General features: G+C 62.3%; 17 protein-coding genes. 7 read left to right on the forward strand and 10 right to left on the reverse strand.

Annotated features, from left to right (window positions below):
* Positions 1-101 precede the first annotated feature (101 nt).
* The 6 genes from ACNQP3_RS16250 (at position 102) to ACNQP3_RS16275 (ending at position 5,235) form a co-directional block, all read left to right on the forward strand.
* Positions 102-1,280 (forward strand): ABC transporter substrate-binding protein, encoded by a 1,179-nt coding sequence (locus tag ACNQP3_RS16250; RefSeq protein WP_060493515.1) that lies wholly within the window; start codon positions 102-104, stop codon positions 1,278-1,280.
* Between the two features lie 30 nt (positions 1,281-1,310).
* Positions 1,311-2,300, forward strand: coding sequence for a YVTN family beta-propeller repeat protein (locus tag ACNQP3_RS16255; RefSeq protein WP_012272756.1), 990 nt, complete (start codon positions 1,311-1,313; stop codon positions 2,298-2,300).
* A complete protein-coding gene (locus tag ACNQP3_RS16260) occupies positions 2,297-3,037 on the forward strand; it encodes an ABC transporter ATP-binding protein (RefSeq protein ID WP_012272757.1) in 741 nt (246 codons plus the stop codon). Before ACNQP3_RS16255 ends, ACNQP3_RS16260 begins: the two co-directional genes overlap by 4 nt.
* Complete coding sequence (locus ACNQP3_RS16265; RefSeq protein ID WP_012272758.1) at positions 3,034-3,825, forward strand: ABC transporter permease; 792 nt, start codon at positions 3,034-3,036, stop codon at positions 3,823-3,825. The genes ACNQP3_RS16260 and ACNQP3_RS16265 overlap by 4 nt, the downstream gene beginning before the upstream one ends.
* A 137-nt stretch (positions 3,826-3,962) precedes the next feature.
* Positions 3,963-4,511, forward strand: a complete 549-nt coding sequence (locus tag ACNQP3_RS16270) for a PQQ-dependent catabolism-associated CXXCW motif protein (protein ID WP_012272759.1) — start codon at positions 3,963-3,965, stop codon at positions 4,509-4,511.
* A 58-nt stretch (positions 4,512-4,569) separates the two neighbouring features.
* Positions 4,570-5,235, forward strand: a complete 666-nt coding sequence (locus tag ACNQP3_RS16275) for a response regulator transcription factor (RefSeq protein ID WP_012272760.1) — start codon at positions 4,570-4,572, stop codon at positions 5,233-5,235.
* On the opposite strand, the gene ACNQP3_RS16280 is transcribed toward ACNQP3_RS16275, so the two are convergent.
* The 9 genes from ACNQP3_RS16280 to pstS all read right to left on the reverse strand — a co-directional run bounded on the left by ACNQP3_RS16280 (position 5,220) and on the right by pstS (position 15,023).
* Positions 5,220-7,127 carry a NahK/ErcS family hybrid sensor histidine kinase/response regulator gene (locus tag ACNQP3_RS16280; RefSeq protein WP_012272761.1) on the reverse strand — a complete coding sequence of 636 codons (1,908 nt, stop codon included), beginning with the start codon at positions 7,125-7,127 and terminating at the stop codon, positions 5,220-5,222. The two genes, ACNQP3_RS16275 and ACNQP3_RS16280, sit on opposite strands and share 16 nt — an antisense overlap.
* The gene (gene nosP / locus ACNQP3_RS16285; protein ID WP_060514377.1) at positions 7,096-8,259 is read right to left on the reverse strand and encodes a nitric oxide-sensing protein NosP; all 1,164 of its coding nucleotides are present in this window, start codon (positions 8,257-8,259) and stop codon (positions 7,096-7,098) included. The genes ACNQP3_RS16280 and nosP overlap by 32 nt, the downstream gene beginning before the upstream one ends.
* A 146-nt stretch (positions 8,260-8,405) precedes the next feature.
* Positions 8,406-9,590, reverse strand: a complete 1,185-nt coding sequence (locus tag ACNQP3_RS16290; RefSeq protein WP_264316218.1) for a porin — start codon at positions 9,588-9,590, stop codon at positions 8,406-8,408.
* 241 nt (positions 9,591-9,831) lie between these two features.
* On the reverse strand, positions 9,832-10,431 hold the full coding sequence (locus ACNQP3_RS16295; protein ID WP_179027823.1) for a hypothetical protein: 600 nt from the start codon (positions 10,429-10,431) through the stop codon (positions 9,832-9,834).
* Positions 10,431-11,129 carry a hypothetical protein gene (locus ACNQP3_RS16300; protein ID WP_012272765.1) on the reverse strand — a complete coding sequence of 233 codons (699 nt, stop codon included), beginning with the start codon at positions 11,127-11,129 and terminating at the stop codon, positions 10,431-10,433. The genes ACNQP3_RS16295 and ACNQP3_RS16300 overlap by 1 nt, the downstream gene beginning before the upstream one ends.
* A gap of 94 nt (positions 11,130-11,223) precedes the next feature.
* On the reverse strand, positions 11,224-12,012 hold the full coding sequence (gene pstB, locus ACNQP3_RS16305; RefSeq protein WP_012272766.1) for a phosphate ABC transporter ATP-binding protein PstB: 789 nt from the start codon (positions 12,010-12,012) through the stop codon (positions 11,224-11,226).
* Positions 12,013-12,062: 50 nt separating this feature from the next.
* On the reverse strand, positions 12,063-12,956 hold the full coding sequence (gene pstA, locus ACNQP3_RS16310; protein ID WP_012272767.1) for a phosphate ABC transporter permease PstA: 894 nt from the start codon (positions 12,954-12,956) through the stop codon (positions 12,063-12,065).
* Positions 12,953-13,921, reverse strand: coding sequence for a phosphate ABC transporter permease subunit PstC (gene pstC / locus ACNQP3_RS16315; protein WP_004574212.1), 969 nt, complete (start codon positions 13,919-13,921; stop codon positions 12,953-12,955). Before pstC ends, pstA begins: the two co-directional genes overlap by 4 nt.
* Positions 13,922-13,991: 70 nt before the next feature.
* Entirely contained in the window at positions 13,992-15,023 is a 1,032-nt protein-coding gene (gene pstS, locus ACNQP3_RS16320; RefSeq protein WP_012272768.1) for a phosphate ABC transporter substrate-binding protein PstS, read from the reverse strand.
* A 181-nt stretch (positions 15,024-15,204) separates the two neighbouring features.
* On the opposite strand from pstS, the gene ppk2 reads away from it, so the two are divergent.
* Positions 15,205-16,122 carry a polyphosphate kinase 2 gene (gene ppk2 / locus ACNQP3_RS16325; protein WP_264316219.1) on the forward strand — a complete coding sequence of 306 codons (918 nt, stop codon included), beginning with the start codon at positions 15,205-15,207 and terminating at the stop codon, positions 16,120-16,122.
* A 73-nt stretch (positions 16,123-16,195) separates the two neighbouring features.
* Here ppk2 and ACNQP3_RS16330 read toward each other — a convergent pair whose 3' ends face one another.
* A complete protein-coding gene (locus tag ACNQP3_RS16330; RefSeq protein ID WP_012272770.1) occupies positions 16,196-16,429 on the reverse strand; it encodes a hypothetical protein in 234 nt (77 codons plus the stop codon).
* Positions 16,430-16,470 lie beyond the last annotated feature (41 nt).

The following is a 16,470-nucleotide window of genomic DNA, read 5'->3' on the forward strand; positions in this document are numbered from 1 at the left end:
GCGGTGAATTACTACCTTGGTACCGGCCGAGCGCTACTTTCTGCATATTTCCCCCTCCCGGCGGGGTTCCTATGCTGGCGCCATCTGCCGTGGAGTGTGTTATGCGCCAGCCTGCCCAACTTGCCTTGACCTGCCTGCTGGCCCTGGCCGCGACGTTGTCGGCGCCCTTGGTGTGCGCTGCAGAACCGTTGCAGGTGCGCATCGGCTACCTGGGCTATCGCCCCGACCCCGGCCCACTGCTGTCCAACATCATCCCCGAGCCTGCCGACGCCGGCCTGCAAGGGGCGGAACTGGCGATTGTCGACAGCAACAGCACCGGGCGCTTCCTGAAACAGCACTTCCAGCTGACCAGCGCCACGGTCGACAGCCCCGAGGCCCTGCTGCAGGCCGCCAACGCCCAACATGACCAAGGCCTGCGCCTGTTCGTGGTGAACGCCCCAGCAGCCAGCCTGCGCGCGCTGTCCGCCGCCCTGCCCGACAGCCTGTTGTTCAATGCCGGCAGCCCTGACGACAGCCTGCGCAGCAGCCAGTGCCTGGGCAATGTGCTGCACAGCCTGCCGGGCCGGGCCATGCTGGCCGATGCCCTGGTGCAGTTCCTGGTGCTGCGCAAGTGGCAGCGGGCGCTGCTGGTGGTCGGCCAGACCGAGGACGACAAAGCCTACGCCGACGCCCTGCGCCGCGCACTGAAGCGTTTTGGTGTGCAACTGGTCGCGGAAAAAACCTGGACCTTCGACAACGACCAGCGCCGCAGCGCCCAGGCCGACATGCCGTTGTTCACCCAAACCGCCGAATACGACGTGGTGCTGGTGGCTGACGAACGCGGCGACTTCGGCGAATACCTGCCCTACCAGACCTGGTACCCGCGCCCGGTGGCCGGCACCCAGGGCCTGACCCCCACGGGCTGGCACAAGACCGTGGAAACCTTCGGTGCGGCCCAGCTGCAAAAGCGCTTCGAGGCCCAGGCCGGGCGCTGGATGAACGACCGCGACTTCGCCGCCTGGATGGCTGTGCGCAGCGTCGCCAGCGCGGCCAGCAAGCTGCGCCAGGCCGAACCACGCGCGCTGCAGCAACTGCTGCTCAGCGAGCAGTTGCCGTTGGACGGCTTCAAGGGCCGCAAGCTCAGTTACCGCCCATGGAACGGTGAACTGCGCCAGCCGATTGCGCTGGTGCAGCCGCGGGCCCTGGTCAGCACCTCGCCGCAGGAGGGCTTCCTGCATCCCTTCAATGAAATGGACAGCCTGGGCTACGACAAGCCCGAAGTGACGTGCAGCTACCCCTGACCCAACAACCACAACAACAAGGAATTCGCCATGCGCCGCCCCTTCTTCCACCGGGCCCTGCTCTACCCCAGCCTGCTGTCGGGCGCCCTGGCGCTGGCCTGCGGGCACGCCACGGCGGCCACCGCCTGGGTCTCCAACGAAAAGGACAACAGCCTCAGCCTGATCGACATGCAAACACTGCAAGTCACCGAAACCCTGCCGGTGGGCCAGCGCCCGCGCGGCCTGCTGCTGTCCCACGACAACAAGCTGCTGTACATCTGCGCCAGCGATTCGGACCGGGTGCAAGTGATGGACGTGGCCACCCGCAAGATCATCAAGGAGCTGCCCTCCGGCAAGGACCCCGAGCAGTTCGCCCTGCACCCCAATGACCGCTGGCTGTATGTGTCCAACGAAGACGATGCGCTGGTGACGGTGATCGACACCGTGACCGACAAGGTGCTCGGGCAGATCGACGTCGGCATCGAACCTGAAGGCATGGCGGTCAGCCCCGACGGCAAATGGGCGGTCAACACCAGCGAAACCACCAACATGCTGCACTGGATCGACACCAGCACCCAGACCCTGGCCGACAGCACCTTGGTCGATCAACGCCCGCGCTTCGTCGAGTTCGACAAGGACGGCTCGAAACTGTGGGCCTCGGCGGAAATCGGCGGCACGGTGACCATCCTCGACGTGGCCACGCGCCAGGTGCTGAAAACCCTGAACTTCCAGATCAAGGGCGTGCACCCGGACAAGGTCCAGCCGGTGGGCATCAAGCTCAGCGCCGATGGCAAGTACGCCTTCGTCGCCCTGGGCCCGGCCAATCATGTGGCGGTGATCGATGCCAAGACCTACGAGGTACTCGACTACCTGCTGGTCGGGCGGCGAGTCTGGCAGTTGGCCTTTACCCCGGACCAAAGCCAGTTGCTGGCCACCAACGGTGTCAGCGGCGACGTTTCGGTCATCGATGTGAAGAACCTCAAGGTGCTCAAGTCGGTTAAGGTCGGGCGCTACCCCTGGGGTGTGGTGGTGACACCATGAACGCCCTCGATGTAAGTGACGTGAGCTTTGCCTATGGCGCGCGCGAGGCACTCCGGCAGGTCGGTTTCAGCCTGGCGCCCGGGCGTTTTGCCGCGTTGCTGGGCCCCAATGGTGCCGGCAAATCGACCTTGATCGCCCTGCTTACCCGGCTGTACGACCTGCAGCACGGCGACATCCGCGTGTGCGGCTGCTCGCTGCGCAACGCTGCACGCCCGGCATTGCGCCAGTTGGGCGTGGTGTTTCAACAAAGCACCCTGGACCTGGACCTGAGCGTTGAACAAAACCTGCGCTACCACGCCGCGTTGCATGGCCTGTCGCGGCGCCAGAGCGACCAGCGCGTCGAAGCCGAACTGGCCCGCCAAGGCCTTGGCGAGCGCCGGCGCGATCGAGTGCGCGAGCTGAACATCGGCCATCGCCGCCGGGTGGAAATTGCCCGCGCGCTGCTGCATGAACCACGCCTGCTACTGCTCGACGAGGCCAGTGTGGGCCTCGACCCGGCCAGCCGCCTGGCGCTCAACCAGCACCTGCGTCGGCTGTGCCGCGAGCAGCAACTGAGTGTGTTGTGGGCCACCCACCTGCTGGACGAAGTGCAGCCCAGCGATGACCTGTTGATACTGCATCAGGGGCGCCTGGTGGCCAGTGGCACGGCCGATGCGCTGAGCCTGGAGCACGGCGGCGACCTCGACAACGCCTTTGCCCGCCTGACCAGCACCCCTTCAGGAGCCGACGCCCAATGAACGCCTACTGGCAATGTTTCAACGGCATCATGCTGCGCGAATGGCTGCGCTTCGTGTTGCAGCGCACGCGCCTGCTCAGCGCCCTGGTGCGCCCACTGCTGTGGTTGCTGGTGTTCGCAGCCGGCTTTCGCGCGGCGCTGGGCATTGCCATCATCGAGCCTTACGACACCTACATCCCCTACGAGGTGTACATCATTCCGGGCCTGGCCGGCATGATTCTGTTGTTCAACGGCATGCAGGGCTCACTGTCGATGGTGTATGACCGCGAGATGGGCAGCATGCGCGTATTGCTGACCAGCCCGTTACCCCGGCCGTTTCTGCTGGCCAGCAAGCTGTTGGCGACCTCGTTGATATCCCTGCTGCAAGTCTATGCCTTCCTCGCCATCGCCTGGCTGTACGGCGTGCAGCCACCGGCTGCGGGCTTGCTGCTGGCGTTGCCGGCCTTGTTGCTGGTGGCCTTCATGCTCAGCGCCCTGGGGCTGTTGCTGTCGAACGCGATTCGCCAACTGGAGAACTTTGCCGGGGTGATGAATTTCGTGATTTTCCCGCTGTTTTTCCTGTCTTCAGCGTTGTATCCGCTGTGGAAGATGCGCGAGGCCAGCCAGTGGCTGTATTGGCTGTGCGCTGTGAACCCGTTCAGCCATGCCGTGGAGCTGGTGCGGTATGCGCTCTATGAGCGCCTGAACCTGCTGGCACTGGTGGTGTGCCTTGGGTTGACCGCATTGTTCACGCTGCTGGCGATACTCACCTTCAACCCCCAGCATGCGGCGCTGCGCAAGCCCCGCTGATCAACCAGGCTTGTGAGTGCGCCTTTCTTGTGGCGGCGGCCGCCTACTACTTTAGTACTGCCTTTGCTGTCTGATCGTCGCATTCACAACGCACCACCACTGGCATGTAATGGGCCTATAACAAAAAGGATAAAACCATGCCACGTGCCCCGCGCCCCCTGCTGGCTGCCCTTACGCTGTGTCTGTCACTGGGTATCGCCCACGCCGACACCGCGCCGTTGTTTACCGCCGAGGGCTATCGCGCCACCCTTTACCGCAGCCCGACCCCGCAACAGGTCGAAGGCGGCCAGGTCATCGACACCGCCACGCTGCAGCACCTGCTGGGCCAAACCCCCAGGCCGGTGCTGATCGACGTCTATCGCCGCCAATGGCTGCAAGGGCGCTTCATCGAAGACGAGCCGCACGCCAACCTCCCCGGCAGCCTATGGCTGGCCAACACCGGCGACGGCGAACTGACCCAGGCCTGGCAGGACTACTTCGTGCGTAACCTGCACAAAGCCAGCGCCGGTCACCCGGAGCAACCACTGGTGTTTTACTGCCGCTCCGATTGCTGGTTAAGCTGGAACGCGGTAAAACGCGCGAAAGCCCTGGGCTATAACAACCTGTATTGGTACCGCGACGGCGTGGATGCCTGGCAGCAAGCCAACCTGCCATTGCAGCCGGCGCAACCAGTGCCCTTCCCCTGAATTGCCTGCCTGCGCATGCGTGCCCCGCTCCATCCAATAAAAACAAGGTGAAAAGGCCATGTACAAAATTTTGATTGCCGACGATCACCCCCTGTTTCGCGAAGCCATCCACAACGTCATCAGCGATGGTTTCCAGGGCAGTGAAGTCATGGAAACCGCCGACCTGGACAGCGCCTTGGCACTGACTCAGGCACACGACGACCTCGACCTGATCCTGCTCGACCTGAACATGCCCGGCATGCATGGCCTCAACGGCCTGATCACCCTGCGCAACGAGGCACCGACCACGCCGGTGGTGATCGTTTCGGCCGAGCAGGAAAAGCAAATCGTGCTGCAGGCCATTACCTACGGCGCCGTGGGTTTCATCACCAAGTCCTCGCCACGCTCACAGATGATCGAAGCGATCGAGCAAATCCTCAATGGCAATGTGTACCTGCCGCCCGACATCATCCGCGCCCAGAAAAGCAGCACCAGCCGGCGCCACAACGACGCCCCGAGCTTCCCGCCGGAAATGCTCCAGGCCCTGACCCGCAAGCAGCTGCTGGTGCTCGAGCGCATGACCAAAGGCGAATCGAACAAACAGATTGCCTACACCCTGGATATCGCCGAAACCACGGTCAAGGCCCATGTTTCGGCGATATTGCGCAAACTCAATGTGCACAACCGGGTGCAGGCGATCCTGAGTGCCGGCGATATCGATTTCGCCGATTACCTACGGCGTTGACCTGCACCGGCCAGCAAATGGCTCATCGCTGTCTTGAGCTTCATCGGCCGCACCGGCTTGTGCATCAGGGTGTGGCCTAGCTCACGGATCTGTTGCTTGAGGTCGTTGCTGTAGTTGGCGGTGATCATCAGTGCCGGTAGCGGCTGGGCGCGGCGGGCATTGATCCGCGCCACCGCATCGACACCATTGCAATCGTTGTCCAGGTGGTAGTCGGCAATCAACAGGTCGGCCTCGGCGTGGTAGTTGTCCACCTGGCGCGCCAGGTCTTCCTCCGACAACGCGGTGACCACCTGGCAACCCCAACCCTCCAGCAAGGTGCGCATGCCGGCGCAAATCGCCGCATCGTTATCCAGCACCCACACCCGTGCACCACGCAGGCGCTCGAGCATCGGCTCGCACATCGCCTGGCTCGGTTGGGCCTTGGGTGCCGTGGCGCTCAGCGGCACTTCGACCGCGAACACAGAACCTTTCCCAAGCCACGAACGCACGCGGATCCGGTGGCCGAGGATGCCGGCGATCTTCTCCACGATCGCCAGGCCCAGGCCCAGCCCGCGGTCCTGGTCCGGGCGTTGCACATCACCGCGCTTGAATTCCAGGAACATGTCTTCCAGGTGCTCCTCGGCAATGCCGATGCCACTGTCCCATACCTCGATCCGCAGGCCACCACGCAGGCGCCGACACCCCAGCACCACACGCCCGCTGCGGGTATAACGGATGGCATTGCTGAGCAGGTTGCGCAGAATGCGCGCCAGCAACTGGATGTCGCTGCGCACCACGGCAGAACAGCCCACGAAGTGCAGCGCCAGCCCTTCGCTGCGCGCCACCTGGGCGTATTCGGCGGCTAGGTTGTCCATCAACTCGCTGAGGGCGAACGGGGCGACATCGGCTTTGATCACGCCGGCATCGAGCTTGGATATATCCACCAGGGTGCCGAGCAGGTTCTCCACATCCTGCAGCGAATTGCTGACATTGCGCACCAGGTGGCCAGCGTTCTGCGGCTCACGGCGTTCGAGCAGCGCACTGGTGAACAACCGCGCCGCGTTCAGCGGTTGCAGCAGGTCATGGCTGACCGCGGCCAAAAACTTGGTTTTCGACAGGTTGGCCTGTTCAGCTTCGCGCTTGGCCTCGCGCAGGCGCGATTCTGCCTGGCTGCGCTCTTCGATTTCGCGCAGCAACTGGTCGTTGAGGCTGGTCAGCTCGGCGGTGCGTTCGCGCACCCGTTGCTCAAGGTGCTGATAGGCCTGGTGCAGCGCCTGGGCGGTGTTGCGGCGTTCGGTGATGTCGCGGATCAGCACGAAAATACCCACCACTTCGCCGCTGGCCAGGCGGTTAGGCACGTAGGAGCGCAGCATGTAGCGCTCCTGGCCGTTGATATTGGTTTCGGCAAACTCGAAGGTTACGCTCTCCCCCGCCAGCGCACGTGCCACATAGGCTTCCAGGCGCTGGTAATGCTGCTCGCTGTGGGCCTCACGCAGGCTCTGGCCAAGCATCACCCCGTGCGGCCAGCAATACCATTCTTCGTAAACCTTGTTGGTGAACTCATAGACCAGATCAGCGTTCAGGTAAGCGATCAGTGCCGGGACGTTGTCGGTGATCAGGCGAATCTGGTGCTGGTGGGCAGTCTCGGCACGCTGCCGGGCCTCGCTGAGCAAGCGGTTGACGGCCTTGAGTTCCGCCATGGCCTGGTTCAGCGCATCGGTGCGTTCACGCACCTGCTCGGCCAGCACCACCGAATGCTGGAAAGCGGCGTAAGGGTCGTTGCCACGGGTTACCCCGGACTCGATGCGTTCGATCAGCGCGCCGTTGATGCGCTGCAGCTTGTGGTTCTGATGCTGCAGCCGGGTAACCTCGGCCTGCAGTTCAGCGACCGACAGGCGGCCGGTTGCGGGCAATGGCGACCCCGGTAAAGGTCTGGTTGATGTGCATGCCATTGAACTGTTCTCCGTAGGTGTTGAAGCCAATCACCCGTTGCTCGCGCAGGAACGCACCGACTGGCTCCAGGCCGTGCCGGGCCTCCAGTTCCAGGCGCCGCAGGAAGCAATCACAACCGATGGTCAGCAGCAACGGGCCGAGCCGCTGGTGCAAACCGTCGAATAGCTGGTGCAGGTTCGGCAACAACGGGCCTGGGGTCATGGCCGTCAGCACGATGCCGTTCTCCACCGCGCAGTAGAAGCTCAGGCTCAGGTCCGGGTGCACCTGCTGAATCGCCCGCACGTAGTACTGATCGTGAATGCGTACCGCCAGCGGGTGGGCGGCGAACACCCGGTGATCAAGTGCGGCCACCGGCACGCCGATATGGCGGGCGTACTCCTCGGCAGCGGGCTCGGCATTCAGTTCGAAAACCCGGCGCTGAGCACTGTCGGCCCCGGTGACCACCAGTTTTTCCTGGCGCGGCAGAATGTGGTGCGTGGTGAACACTTCAAAGTCCAGCCAGGTGTTGACCAGCACCACCACCGCTGCGCCGTTGTGGAATGCTCCGGCGTAGTACACATGGGTGCGGTTCAGGTAGTTGTCATCACCGGCCGATCCACCGAAGTGCGGGATTTCCCCCAGTGCTGCGCTAAGGGCCGCGAGCACCATCTCCTCGCGGCTGGACAATCCATCGAGCAGGGTCAGGGCAAAGCTGTGGCCCTTGATGGGCGCCAGGGTATTGCTGCGGCAGGTGCCGACCAGGCGCTCGACCATCTGCTGCGCATCAATCAGGCTGAAGCGCTCCATTTCATCGATCAACTCGGTGGCGATGGAAAAGTGCCGGTGATCGAAGCCCACCGCCGTCACGCAATTACGGCCGTAGCCTTGCGGGGTGATTTCGCCGGCGCTGGTGCAACCGACCAGTCGAATACCGCCAAAATCCTGCTCCAACGCTTCGCCCAAGGCCTGCAAGTCGTATTCGGCGGAACAGAAGAACAACACGAAACCCAAGTGCGGGTGCAGCAACTGCCGCGCCAGGTCCTGAGCTGCCAGCCGTGCGTCGGTTGCCTGGGACATGGCGCTGACCACACCGTCGTTTTGGGCCTGCTGCATCGTGGTCTCCGGCGCGGGGTGGCTGAGGGATCAGTGTACGAAGGTGGGTACGGGGGACGAATGCTACTTGGGTAGCGGGTGGGCGGTTCCATGGGAGTACTGTTGTCAGCCTGTCATTGCAGGGGCCGCTTCGCGGCCCCCACCACTCACCAGGTCAGCACCGCGCCCACCGCAAAGGTATCGGTGTCTTCGTTCTGGGCACTGGTGTCATGCCCGTCAATGGAGAACTGGTTGTACTCGGCCACCAGTTTGAGGTTGTCGTTGATGTCGTGGAACAACGCCACGCCGCGGGTTTCGTAGTCTGCCCCGCTGCCCACCGCGCCATTGCCATCGTCCTTGGTCTTGCCATAGGACAGCGCCACGCGGTTCTTGCCGAACTTGTACGAGCCCTGCAGCAGGTAGCCGTCACTGTCGACATTGCGCAACACCGGTTCGCCAGCATTGTTGGTGAAGAATGGGTTGATGCCCTTGGCCTGGAACCCAGAGCCGGTCAGCGACCAGCCGCCCATTTTCGCCTGCACCCCGTACCCCACCCCTTTGGAGGTGATCGTCTCTACTGTCGAGTCCGTGTTGTCAGAGGTCTGGTAACTGCCGTTGACCCAGCTGTAGATCTGCGCGCCACCCAGGTCGAACTGGTAGGTGATCTCGCTCTCGGTGCGGGGGTTTTCCTGGTAGGCCTTGCCGGTGGGGCTGCTGTCGTTGGTGTCCACCGGGTCCATGATGCCCACCGCCACCCGCAGGCCGTCCATCACCGGGGTGCGGTAGGTGATCTGCGAGGTGGGGAACGGGTACGGGTAGCCGCTGCCGATGTTGCCGAACGAAACCCCGCCGCCATCCACCAGCCCCAGCGTGTCGCTGACCTGGCCATAACCGGCCAGCAGTTCGTCGAGCAGGATGTTGGAACGAGCGAACAGCCCGAAGTCCTTGCCGATCAGCACCTCGCCCCATTCGGGGTTGGCCACCGTGCCGTAGAACTGACGCACGTCGATGGCGGTGTCGGTGCCGTTGGTTTCACTGTCGTTGATGGTTACCCAGAACGAGGCACGCGCACCGAGCTTGAGGTCATCCACCTGCTTGCCCATGTTGAAGCCCAGGTAGTTGGGCAAGAAACCCATTTTCACCCGCGATTGGCGGCGGTCGAACTGTTCGCCCTCACGGTCGACCTTGCTGTTGACGTAGAAGGCGTTGATATAGCCATCGGTGGAAAACGTCGTCTGGTCCTTGTCGTACAGCATGATCTCGGCCTCGGCGACACCGCTCAGGCCCAGGGCAGAAACACTGGCAATGGCGGCGGCGAGGAAACGAGGCGGCAGGTGCTTATTGTTGTGCATGGCGCGCTCCAAACGGGGACTGGATGTCGGAGGCGATTATCAGAAGTGGGCAAATTGCCAGATACGCTGCTTTGGCGCGATTGGGTGGGTGCTTTGGAGCGGCGGGTATGGCGTGATGATTCGGACCCAGTACCTGCCTGGGCCGGGGCGCAAGACTTAGGGTGTACACATCAGTAGCAGGCGGGTATCAATACGCCTGAACGAACTGGGGGCCGCCTTGCGGCCCCCTTATCGCGTTACTTCAGGAAGCCAGCGCCTGCGAGCGTTGGCGCACGGGCATCTCATAACGGTGCGGTTGTTGCCAGGCCAGCCGCGCCTGCACATCGGCCGCCGCGTCTATCACCTTCTGCGCCCAGTTTTCATCCTTCGGGCACACCACCACCACGCGAAAACCGTGGTCGACGCCCTCCAGCCGCACACCTTCGGAATCATCGACATGCAGGTCGATGTCGAACGCCGATGGCAGCTTGGACGGCGAATTTTCCAGGCCTTTCTGCGCCAGGATGTGCTGGTGCCGGTCACTGTTGACCACGCCATCGACATGGATGCCGTACAGCATCAACCAGCGGCGGATGTAAGCCGGGGTGCGCCCCGACGAGGTGTAGATCCAGATGCTGCAGCCTTGGCGGCGCAGATCGCGAATCAGCGAACGGGTGCCGCTGCGCAGGGGCTCGCCGAGCCAGCGGTGGACGAAGGTTGGCAGCTTGCTGTCTTCGGCGGCGGCGTGCTCGGGCAGGCAGGCGAGCGTGTCGTCGATATCGAACGAAATGCGCACCTGGCCACGCTTGAGCTTGCGTTCGATGGCTTGGCGCCCGCGTGCGAACATGGATGACCGTTGCATCAGCGGCGCCCCTCACAGGCGGGCACGGGTGTGCCGCTCAGGAAGAACTTGCCGGGCTCAGGCGCCTTCGCTTCAAGGAAAGCGGCGTACTTTTTCTTGATCTTGGGGAGTTCGTACAAAGCCTTGACACCGTGTTTAGCGGAGTTGCGTATGACCGAGGACGGGTTGAAGTAACCCTCGGCGTTATCCAGCGACAGCACGAATGGCGGCAGCCCGGCACGCATCAGCAAGTAGCTGACGATGAGCGAACCGGTGCGGTTGTTGCCTTCGATGAACAGCTGCGGTTTGCTGAGGATACGTACATACACACCGGCTGCCCGCTTCCAGATCGAATCGCTGCGGTACGAGCAGTACCAGTTGTACAAATCCTTGATGCCACCTTCCACGTTGTTGAAAAAGTGCGCCTCGGTTGCGGCAAGGTGCGGGGCGAACTCCAGGCGGCGGGCCGGGTCGCTGCCGCACAGCACGGTGGCATTGATTTCCAGCATCAGGTTCAGCTGTTGCAGGTCGAAAAGGTCGATACCGCGAGCGACATAGTCGTCAATCAGGGCATAGCCTTCAAGCACATTCAGCAGCACCTCGTCGGTGAACGGGTCGCGCGGTTCGGTGAAATGCTGGCTGAGTTCTGCAAAGCGGCCCTGCACCTCGCGCAGTGCGCGCTCTACCGCTGACAGATCAAGACGACGCATCGCTCGCATTGGAAATCCTGGGTAACACTTTAACGGAAGGTAACGCGGCCAGGTGTTGCAACCTCCCTGGCTGCGACACCCGGCCACCTTGGGCATGCATGGCTCAGCTGAATTTGCCGCTGATGTAGTCGCTGGTCAGTTGTTCGCGCGGGTTCTGGAAAATCTGCGCGGTAGGGCCCATCTCGACCAGGTAGCCGGTGCGCGTGCCCTGGGAGATATCGACCGAGAAGAACGCCGTGGTGTCGGCCACACGAATCGCCTGCTGCATGTTGTGGGTCACCAGCGCGATGGTGTAGTCCTTCTTCAGCTCGACCATCAGCTCTTCCACCCGGCGGGTAGCGATCGGGTCGAGCGCCGAGCACGGCTCGTCCAGCAACAGCACTTCTGGCTCGGTGGCAATGGCACGGGCAATGCACAGGCGCTGTTGCTGGCCACCGGACAGCGACAGGCCGCTGACCTTGAGCTTGTCCTTCACTTCGTCCCACAGCGCGGCGCCTTGCAAGGCGTGCTTCACGCGATCACCCAAGTCGCCTTTGTAGCGGTTCAGGCGCAGGCCGAAGGCGACGTTGTCGAAGATGCTCATCGAGAACGGGTTGGGCTGCTGGAACACCATGCCGATGTAGCGGCGTACCACCACCGGGTCAACGCCCTTGCCATAAACGTCCTGGCCCAGGAAGTGCACATGGCCTTCGAAGCGGAAGCCCTTCACCAGGTCGTTCATGCGGTTCAGGCTACGCAGCACGGTACTCTTGCCGCAGCCCGACGGCCCGATGAAGCCGGTGATCTCGTTCTTGCGGATCGGTACATGGCTGTCACGCACGGCCATGAAATTGCCGTAGAAAATCTTGTCCAGCTTGCAGTCCATGACGATCGGGGTAGCTTCACTGACCATGGGAGCGGCTCTTTGCGCAGTGGATACGTTCAAGTTGGATGCTCCCTTTCTCAATACTTGGGCTTGCCGAAGACTCGGCTCAGAATGTTGATGACCAGCACGATCATTACCAGCACCAGCGAGGCCGCCCAGGCGAGCTCGAGCTGGTTGTCGAACGGCATGCCGGAGAAGTTGTAGATCAGCACGGCGAGCGAGGCCGTAGGGTTCATGACCGCCAGGCTACCGTCGTGGTAGATCCAGTAGTTACTGAACAGTGCGGTGAACAGCAGTGGCGCGGTTTCACCAGCGGCGCGGGCCACGGCCAGCATCACGCCGGTGAGGATGGCCGGCAGGCCGGTGGGCAAAACAATCTTCCAGATCACCTGGGCGCGGGTGCAGCCCATGCCGTAGGCAGCGTCCTTCATGATCTTGGGCACCATCTTCATCGACTCTTCGGCGGTCAGCACCACGATCGGCAGCATCAGCACCGCCAGGGCCACACCGCCTGCCGGTGCCGAGTAGGTACCGGTGGTCATCACCACCAGGGCGTAGGCAAACACGCCGGCCAGGATCGACGGCAGGCCGGTAAGCATCTTGGCGGCAAAGCGCGCGGCGTTGGCCAGCTTGCTGTCCGGGCCTAGCTCGGCCAGGAACACCGCGGCCAGGATACCGACCGGTACCGCGATGGCGGCGGCAATACCGACCATGACGAACGTGCCGGCCATGGCGTTGCCAAAACCGCCACCCATCTCGAAGCCGGTGGGCGGCAACTCGGTGAACACTTCCAGGTTAAGGCGTGCACCACCACGAGTGATCAGCATGTACAGCACGGAAATCAGCGGCACGCTGGCCACCAGCGCCGCCAGCCAGGCCAGGGTGGTCAATACCAGGCTGCGCAGGGCACGGCCTTCCAGCTTGCGCTGCAGGCTGGGCAACGCGGCCACAGGGGTCGTCAGGTCAGTCATTGTTTGTTACCCCGCTGGGCGTAGAGCATGATCATCGAGCCGAGCACGTTCACCAGCAGCGTGATGAACATCAGCACCAGTGCCGCGTACATCAGCACTTCGACCTCGTTGGGGCCGGCCTCCGGGAAGTTCAGCGCCAACAGCGCCGCCAGGGTATTGGCCGGGGCGAACAAGGAAAGGGAAATGGTGTTGGCGTTGCCGACCAGCATGGCCAGCGCCATGGTTTCACCCAGCGCACGGCCCAGGCCCAGCACCAGCGATCCGAAGATGCCGGTAGCGGCCGATGGCACCATCACCTTGAGGATGGCTTCCCAATGGGTAGTCCCCATGCCATAGGCAGCCTGCTTGGTTTTCATCGGCACGCTGGTCAGCGCATCCTGGGAAACCGCAGCGATGGTCGGCAGGATCATGATCGCCAGTACCAGCGCCGCTGGCAGCAGGCCGGGGCCACTGAGGGAGGTACCGAAAAACGGGATCCAGCCCAGCTCGCTGTTCAACCAGGCGGTCAGCGGGCGAATTGCCGGGATGACCACATAGATGCCCCACAGGCCATAGACCACGCTGGGGATGGCGGCGAGCAGCTCGACGATGGTGCGAAACACCGCGGCGAGCTTGGCCGGAAGAAAATCCTGGGTAAGGAAAATGGCCATGCTGACGCCGAAGAAACCGGCGATCAACAGGGCGATCAAGGCGCTGTAAAGCGTACCCCAGATCGCTGGCAGAATACCGTACTTGCCTTGGTTGACGTCCCAGACGCTGCCAAACAGCACGTCAAAGCCGTGCTTTTCGATGCCAGGCAGTGCCTTGCGGCCCACTTCGTAGACCAGCGCGAAGACCAGCGCCAGCACCAGCACCACACCAATGCGCGCAAGCGCACGGAAGGTGCGATCGACCAGGAAGTCTTTCGCAGACGGTGGCTGGCACGCGGAGTCTGGGTTATCCGGTATGGCAAAGGGTGTGTTCATTGGCGAGTTCCGGGACAAGGGACAAACACCCCCGGCATGGCGTCATGCCAATACCGGGAGCGCCTGGGTATTACTGGATGTTGGCGGACGCTTTACGCACCTGGTCGACGACCGAAGCAGGCAGCGGGATGTAACCCATCGAGTCGGCGATGGTCTGGCCTTTGGTCAGGCTGTACTCGACCATTTCACGCATGGCCTTGGCCTTTTCCGGGTTGCCGTTGTCCTTGCGGAAGATCATCCAGGTGTAGGAAGTGATCGGGTAGGACTTGGCGCCATCCGGGTCCGGCAGCCAAGCCACCAGGTTTTCCGGCATGTTCACCGCAGCCAGTGCTTCGGCACCGCTCTCGGCATTCGGCACGACGTATTGGCCAGCCTTGTTCTGCAGCACGGCGAAGTCGACCTTGGCCAGCTTGGCGAAGCCGTACTCGATGTAGCCGATGGCACCTGGGGTCTGGCGGACGGTGGCGGTTACGCCATCGTTTTTCGGCGACTTGATGAACTTGTCGGTGGCCGGCCAGTTGACGGTGTTGCCTTCACCCAACCCTTGCTTGAAGTCAGCGTTGATGGCCGACAGGTGCTTGGTGAAGACCGCAGTGGTACCGCTGGAGTCGGCACGCACGACCACGGTAATCGGGGTGGCAGGCAGTTTCAGCTCAGGGTTGGCCGCGGCGATTTGCGGGTCGTTCCACTGGGTGATCTTGCCGAGGAAAATGTTGGAATACACATCGCGCGGCAGCTTCAGCCCTTTCGGGTTGCCCGGCAGGTTGTAAGCCAGGACGATTTCACCGGCGGTCATTGGCAGCAACTGCACGCCTTCGCCAACCTTGGCAATGTCTGCTTCGCTCATGGCCGAGTCGCTGGCGGCGAAGTCGACGGTTTTGTTCAGGAAGTCCTGAACACCCGCCCCGCTCCCTTTGGACTGGTAGTCAACGGTGACGCCAGCGGTGTTCTTGCTGAAGTCCTTGAACCAGGTCAGGTAGATCGGTGCAGGGAAGCTGGCGCCGGAACCAGTCAGGCGGACGTTTTCTGCAGCAAAGGCTGCCGAAGTGGCGCAAAGGGAAACCGCAACGGCGAGTGCAGCAGACTTCATCAGGCGTTTCATCAAAAAGTGCTCCGTGTGATGGCCGGCACACTTTGCATCAGCTGTGTTACAGCTTTGTGACTGTTGAATGGCATCCGCGTGTTAGAGCGCTTTACCTGTGCCATGACGGCAACTTGATGTCATGCCTTGGTAACCGAAGCGGACTATCACTTGGCCATTTCCGCTAACGAGAGCCTTTGCCATGACCGCCACAGAACACGCCTTGATGCGGCGCATCCACCGCGAACTGCTTGACCACAGCGATGAAGAACTGGAGCTGGAACTGGCCGAAGGCGGCCATGACCTGAATGCGCTGTTTGATGAACATGTCGAGGATGGCAGCGAAAAAGCCGCACGCAGGACTTACTTTCGCGAGCTGTTCCGCCTGCAAGGGGAATTGGTAAAGCTGCAAAGCTGGGTGGTCAAGACCGGCCACAAGGTGGTAATCCTGTTCGAGGGCCGTGACGCGGCTGGCAAAGGTGGCGTGATCAAGCGCATCACCCAGCGCCTCAACCCCCGTGTCTGTCGGGTGGCCGCCCTGCCCGCCCCCAATGATCGCGAACGCACGCAATGGTACTTCCAGCGTTATGTTCCGCATTTGCCGGCGGCAGGCGAAATCGTGCTGTTCGACCGCAGCTGGTACAACCGTGCCGGCGTGGAAAAGGTCATGGGCTTTTGCAACGACGACCAGTACGAGGAGTTTTTCCGCACGGTACCGGAGTTCGAACGCATGCTCGCCCGCTCAGGCATCCAGCTGATCAAGTACTGGTTTTCCATTTCCGACCAGGAACAACACCTGCGCTTTCTCAGCCGCCTGCACGACCCGCTCAAGCAATGGAAGCTCAGCCCCATGGACCTGGAGTCACGCCGGCGCTGGGAGGCCTACACCAAGGCCAAGGAAATCATGCTCGAACGCACCCACATCGCCGAGGCACCCTGGTGGGTGGTACAGGCCGACGACAAGAAAAAAGCCCGGCTCAACTGCATCCACCACCTGCTGGGGCAAATGCCTTATGAAGAAGTGGAGGTGCCGATGATCGAGCTGCCGCAACGGGTCAGGAAGGAGGACTACATTCGCAACCCGACGCCGATGGATATCATCGTGCCGCAGATTTATTGACGCCTGTCAGCCCAACGCATTGGGGCCGCCTGGCGGCCCTTGGTTTTCTGCATGTATCAATGTTGCACTGGGCTCAACCAATTCCCGCGATATCCGCCTCGTCGGCATCCCGACAACGGTTGCGGCATGCACATTGAAACTCAGCTTCGGCGCGTGTCGGGTAGTGCAGGCTCAGACGCAGCTTTTCTTGCGTGTCATACAAGTCATAGCCCGCCGCCAATGTGGCGGGAAAGCCAAGGTTGCGTGGATAGATTTCTTTCTTGAGCGGCACCGCTGGAACCACCACAAAGCGCGTCTGCATGATCATCCCTCTCCCGGCAGTACCTAAGTATTAGTAGCAATGCGGGA

Source organism: Pseudomonas sp. LFS074 (assembly GCF_047978165.1).
GTDB lineage: Bacteria > Pseudomonadota > Gammaproteobacteria > Pseudomonadales > Pseudomonadaceae > Aquipseudomonas > Aquipseudomonas putida_P.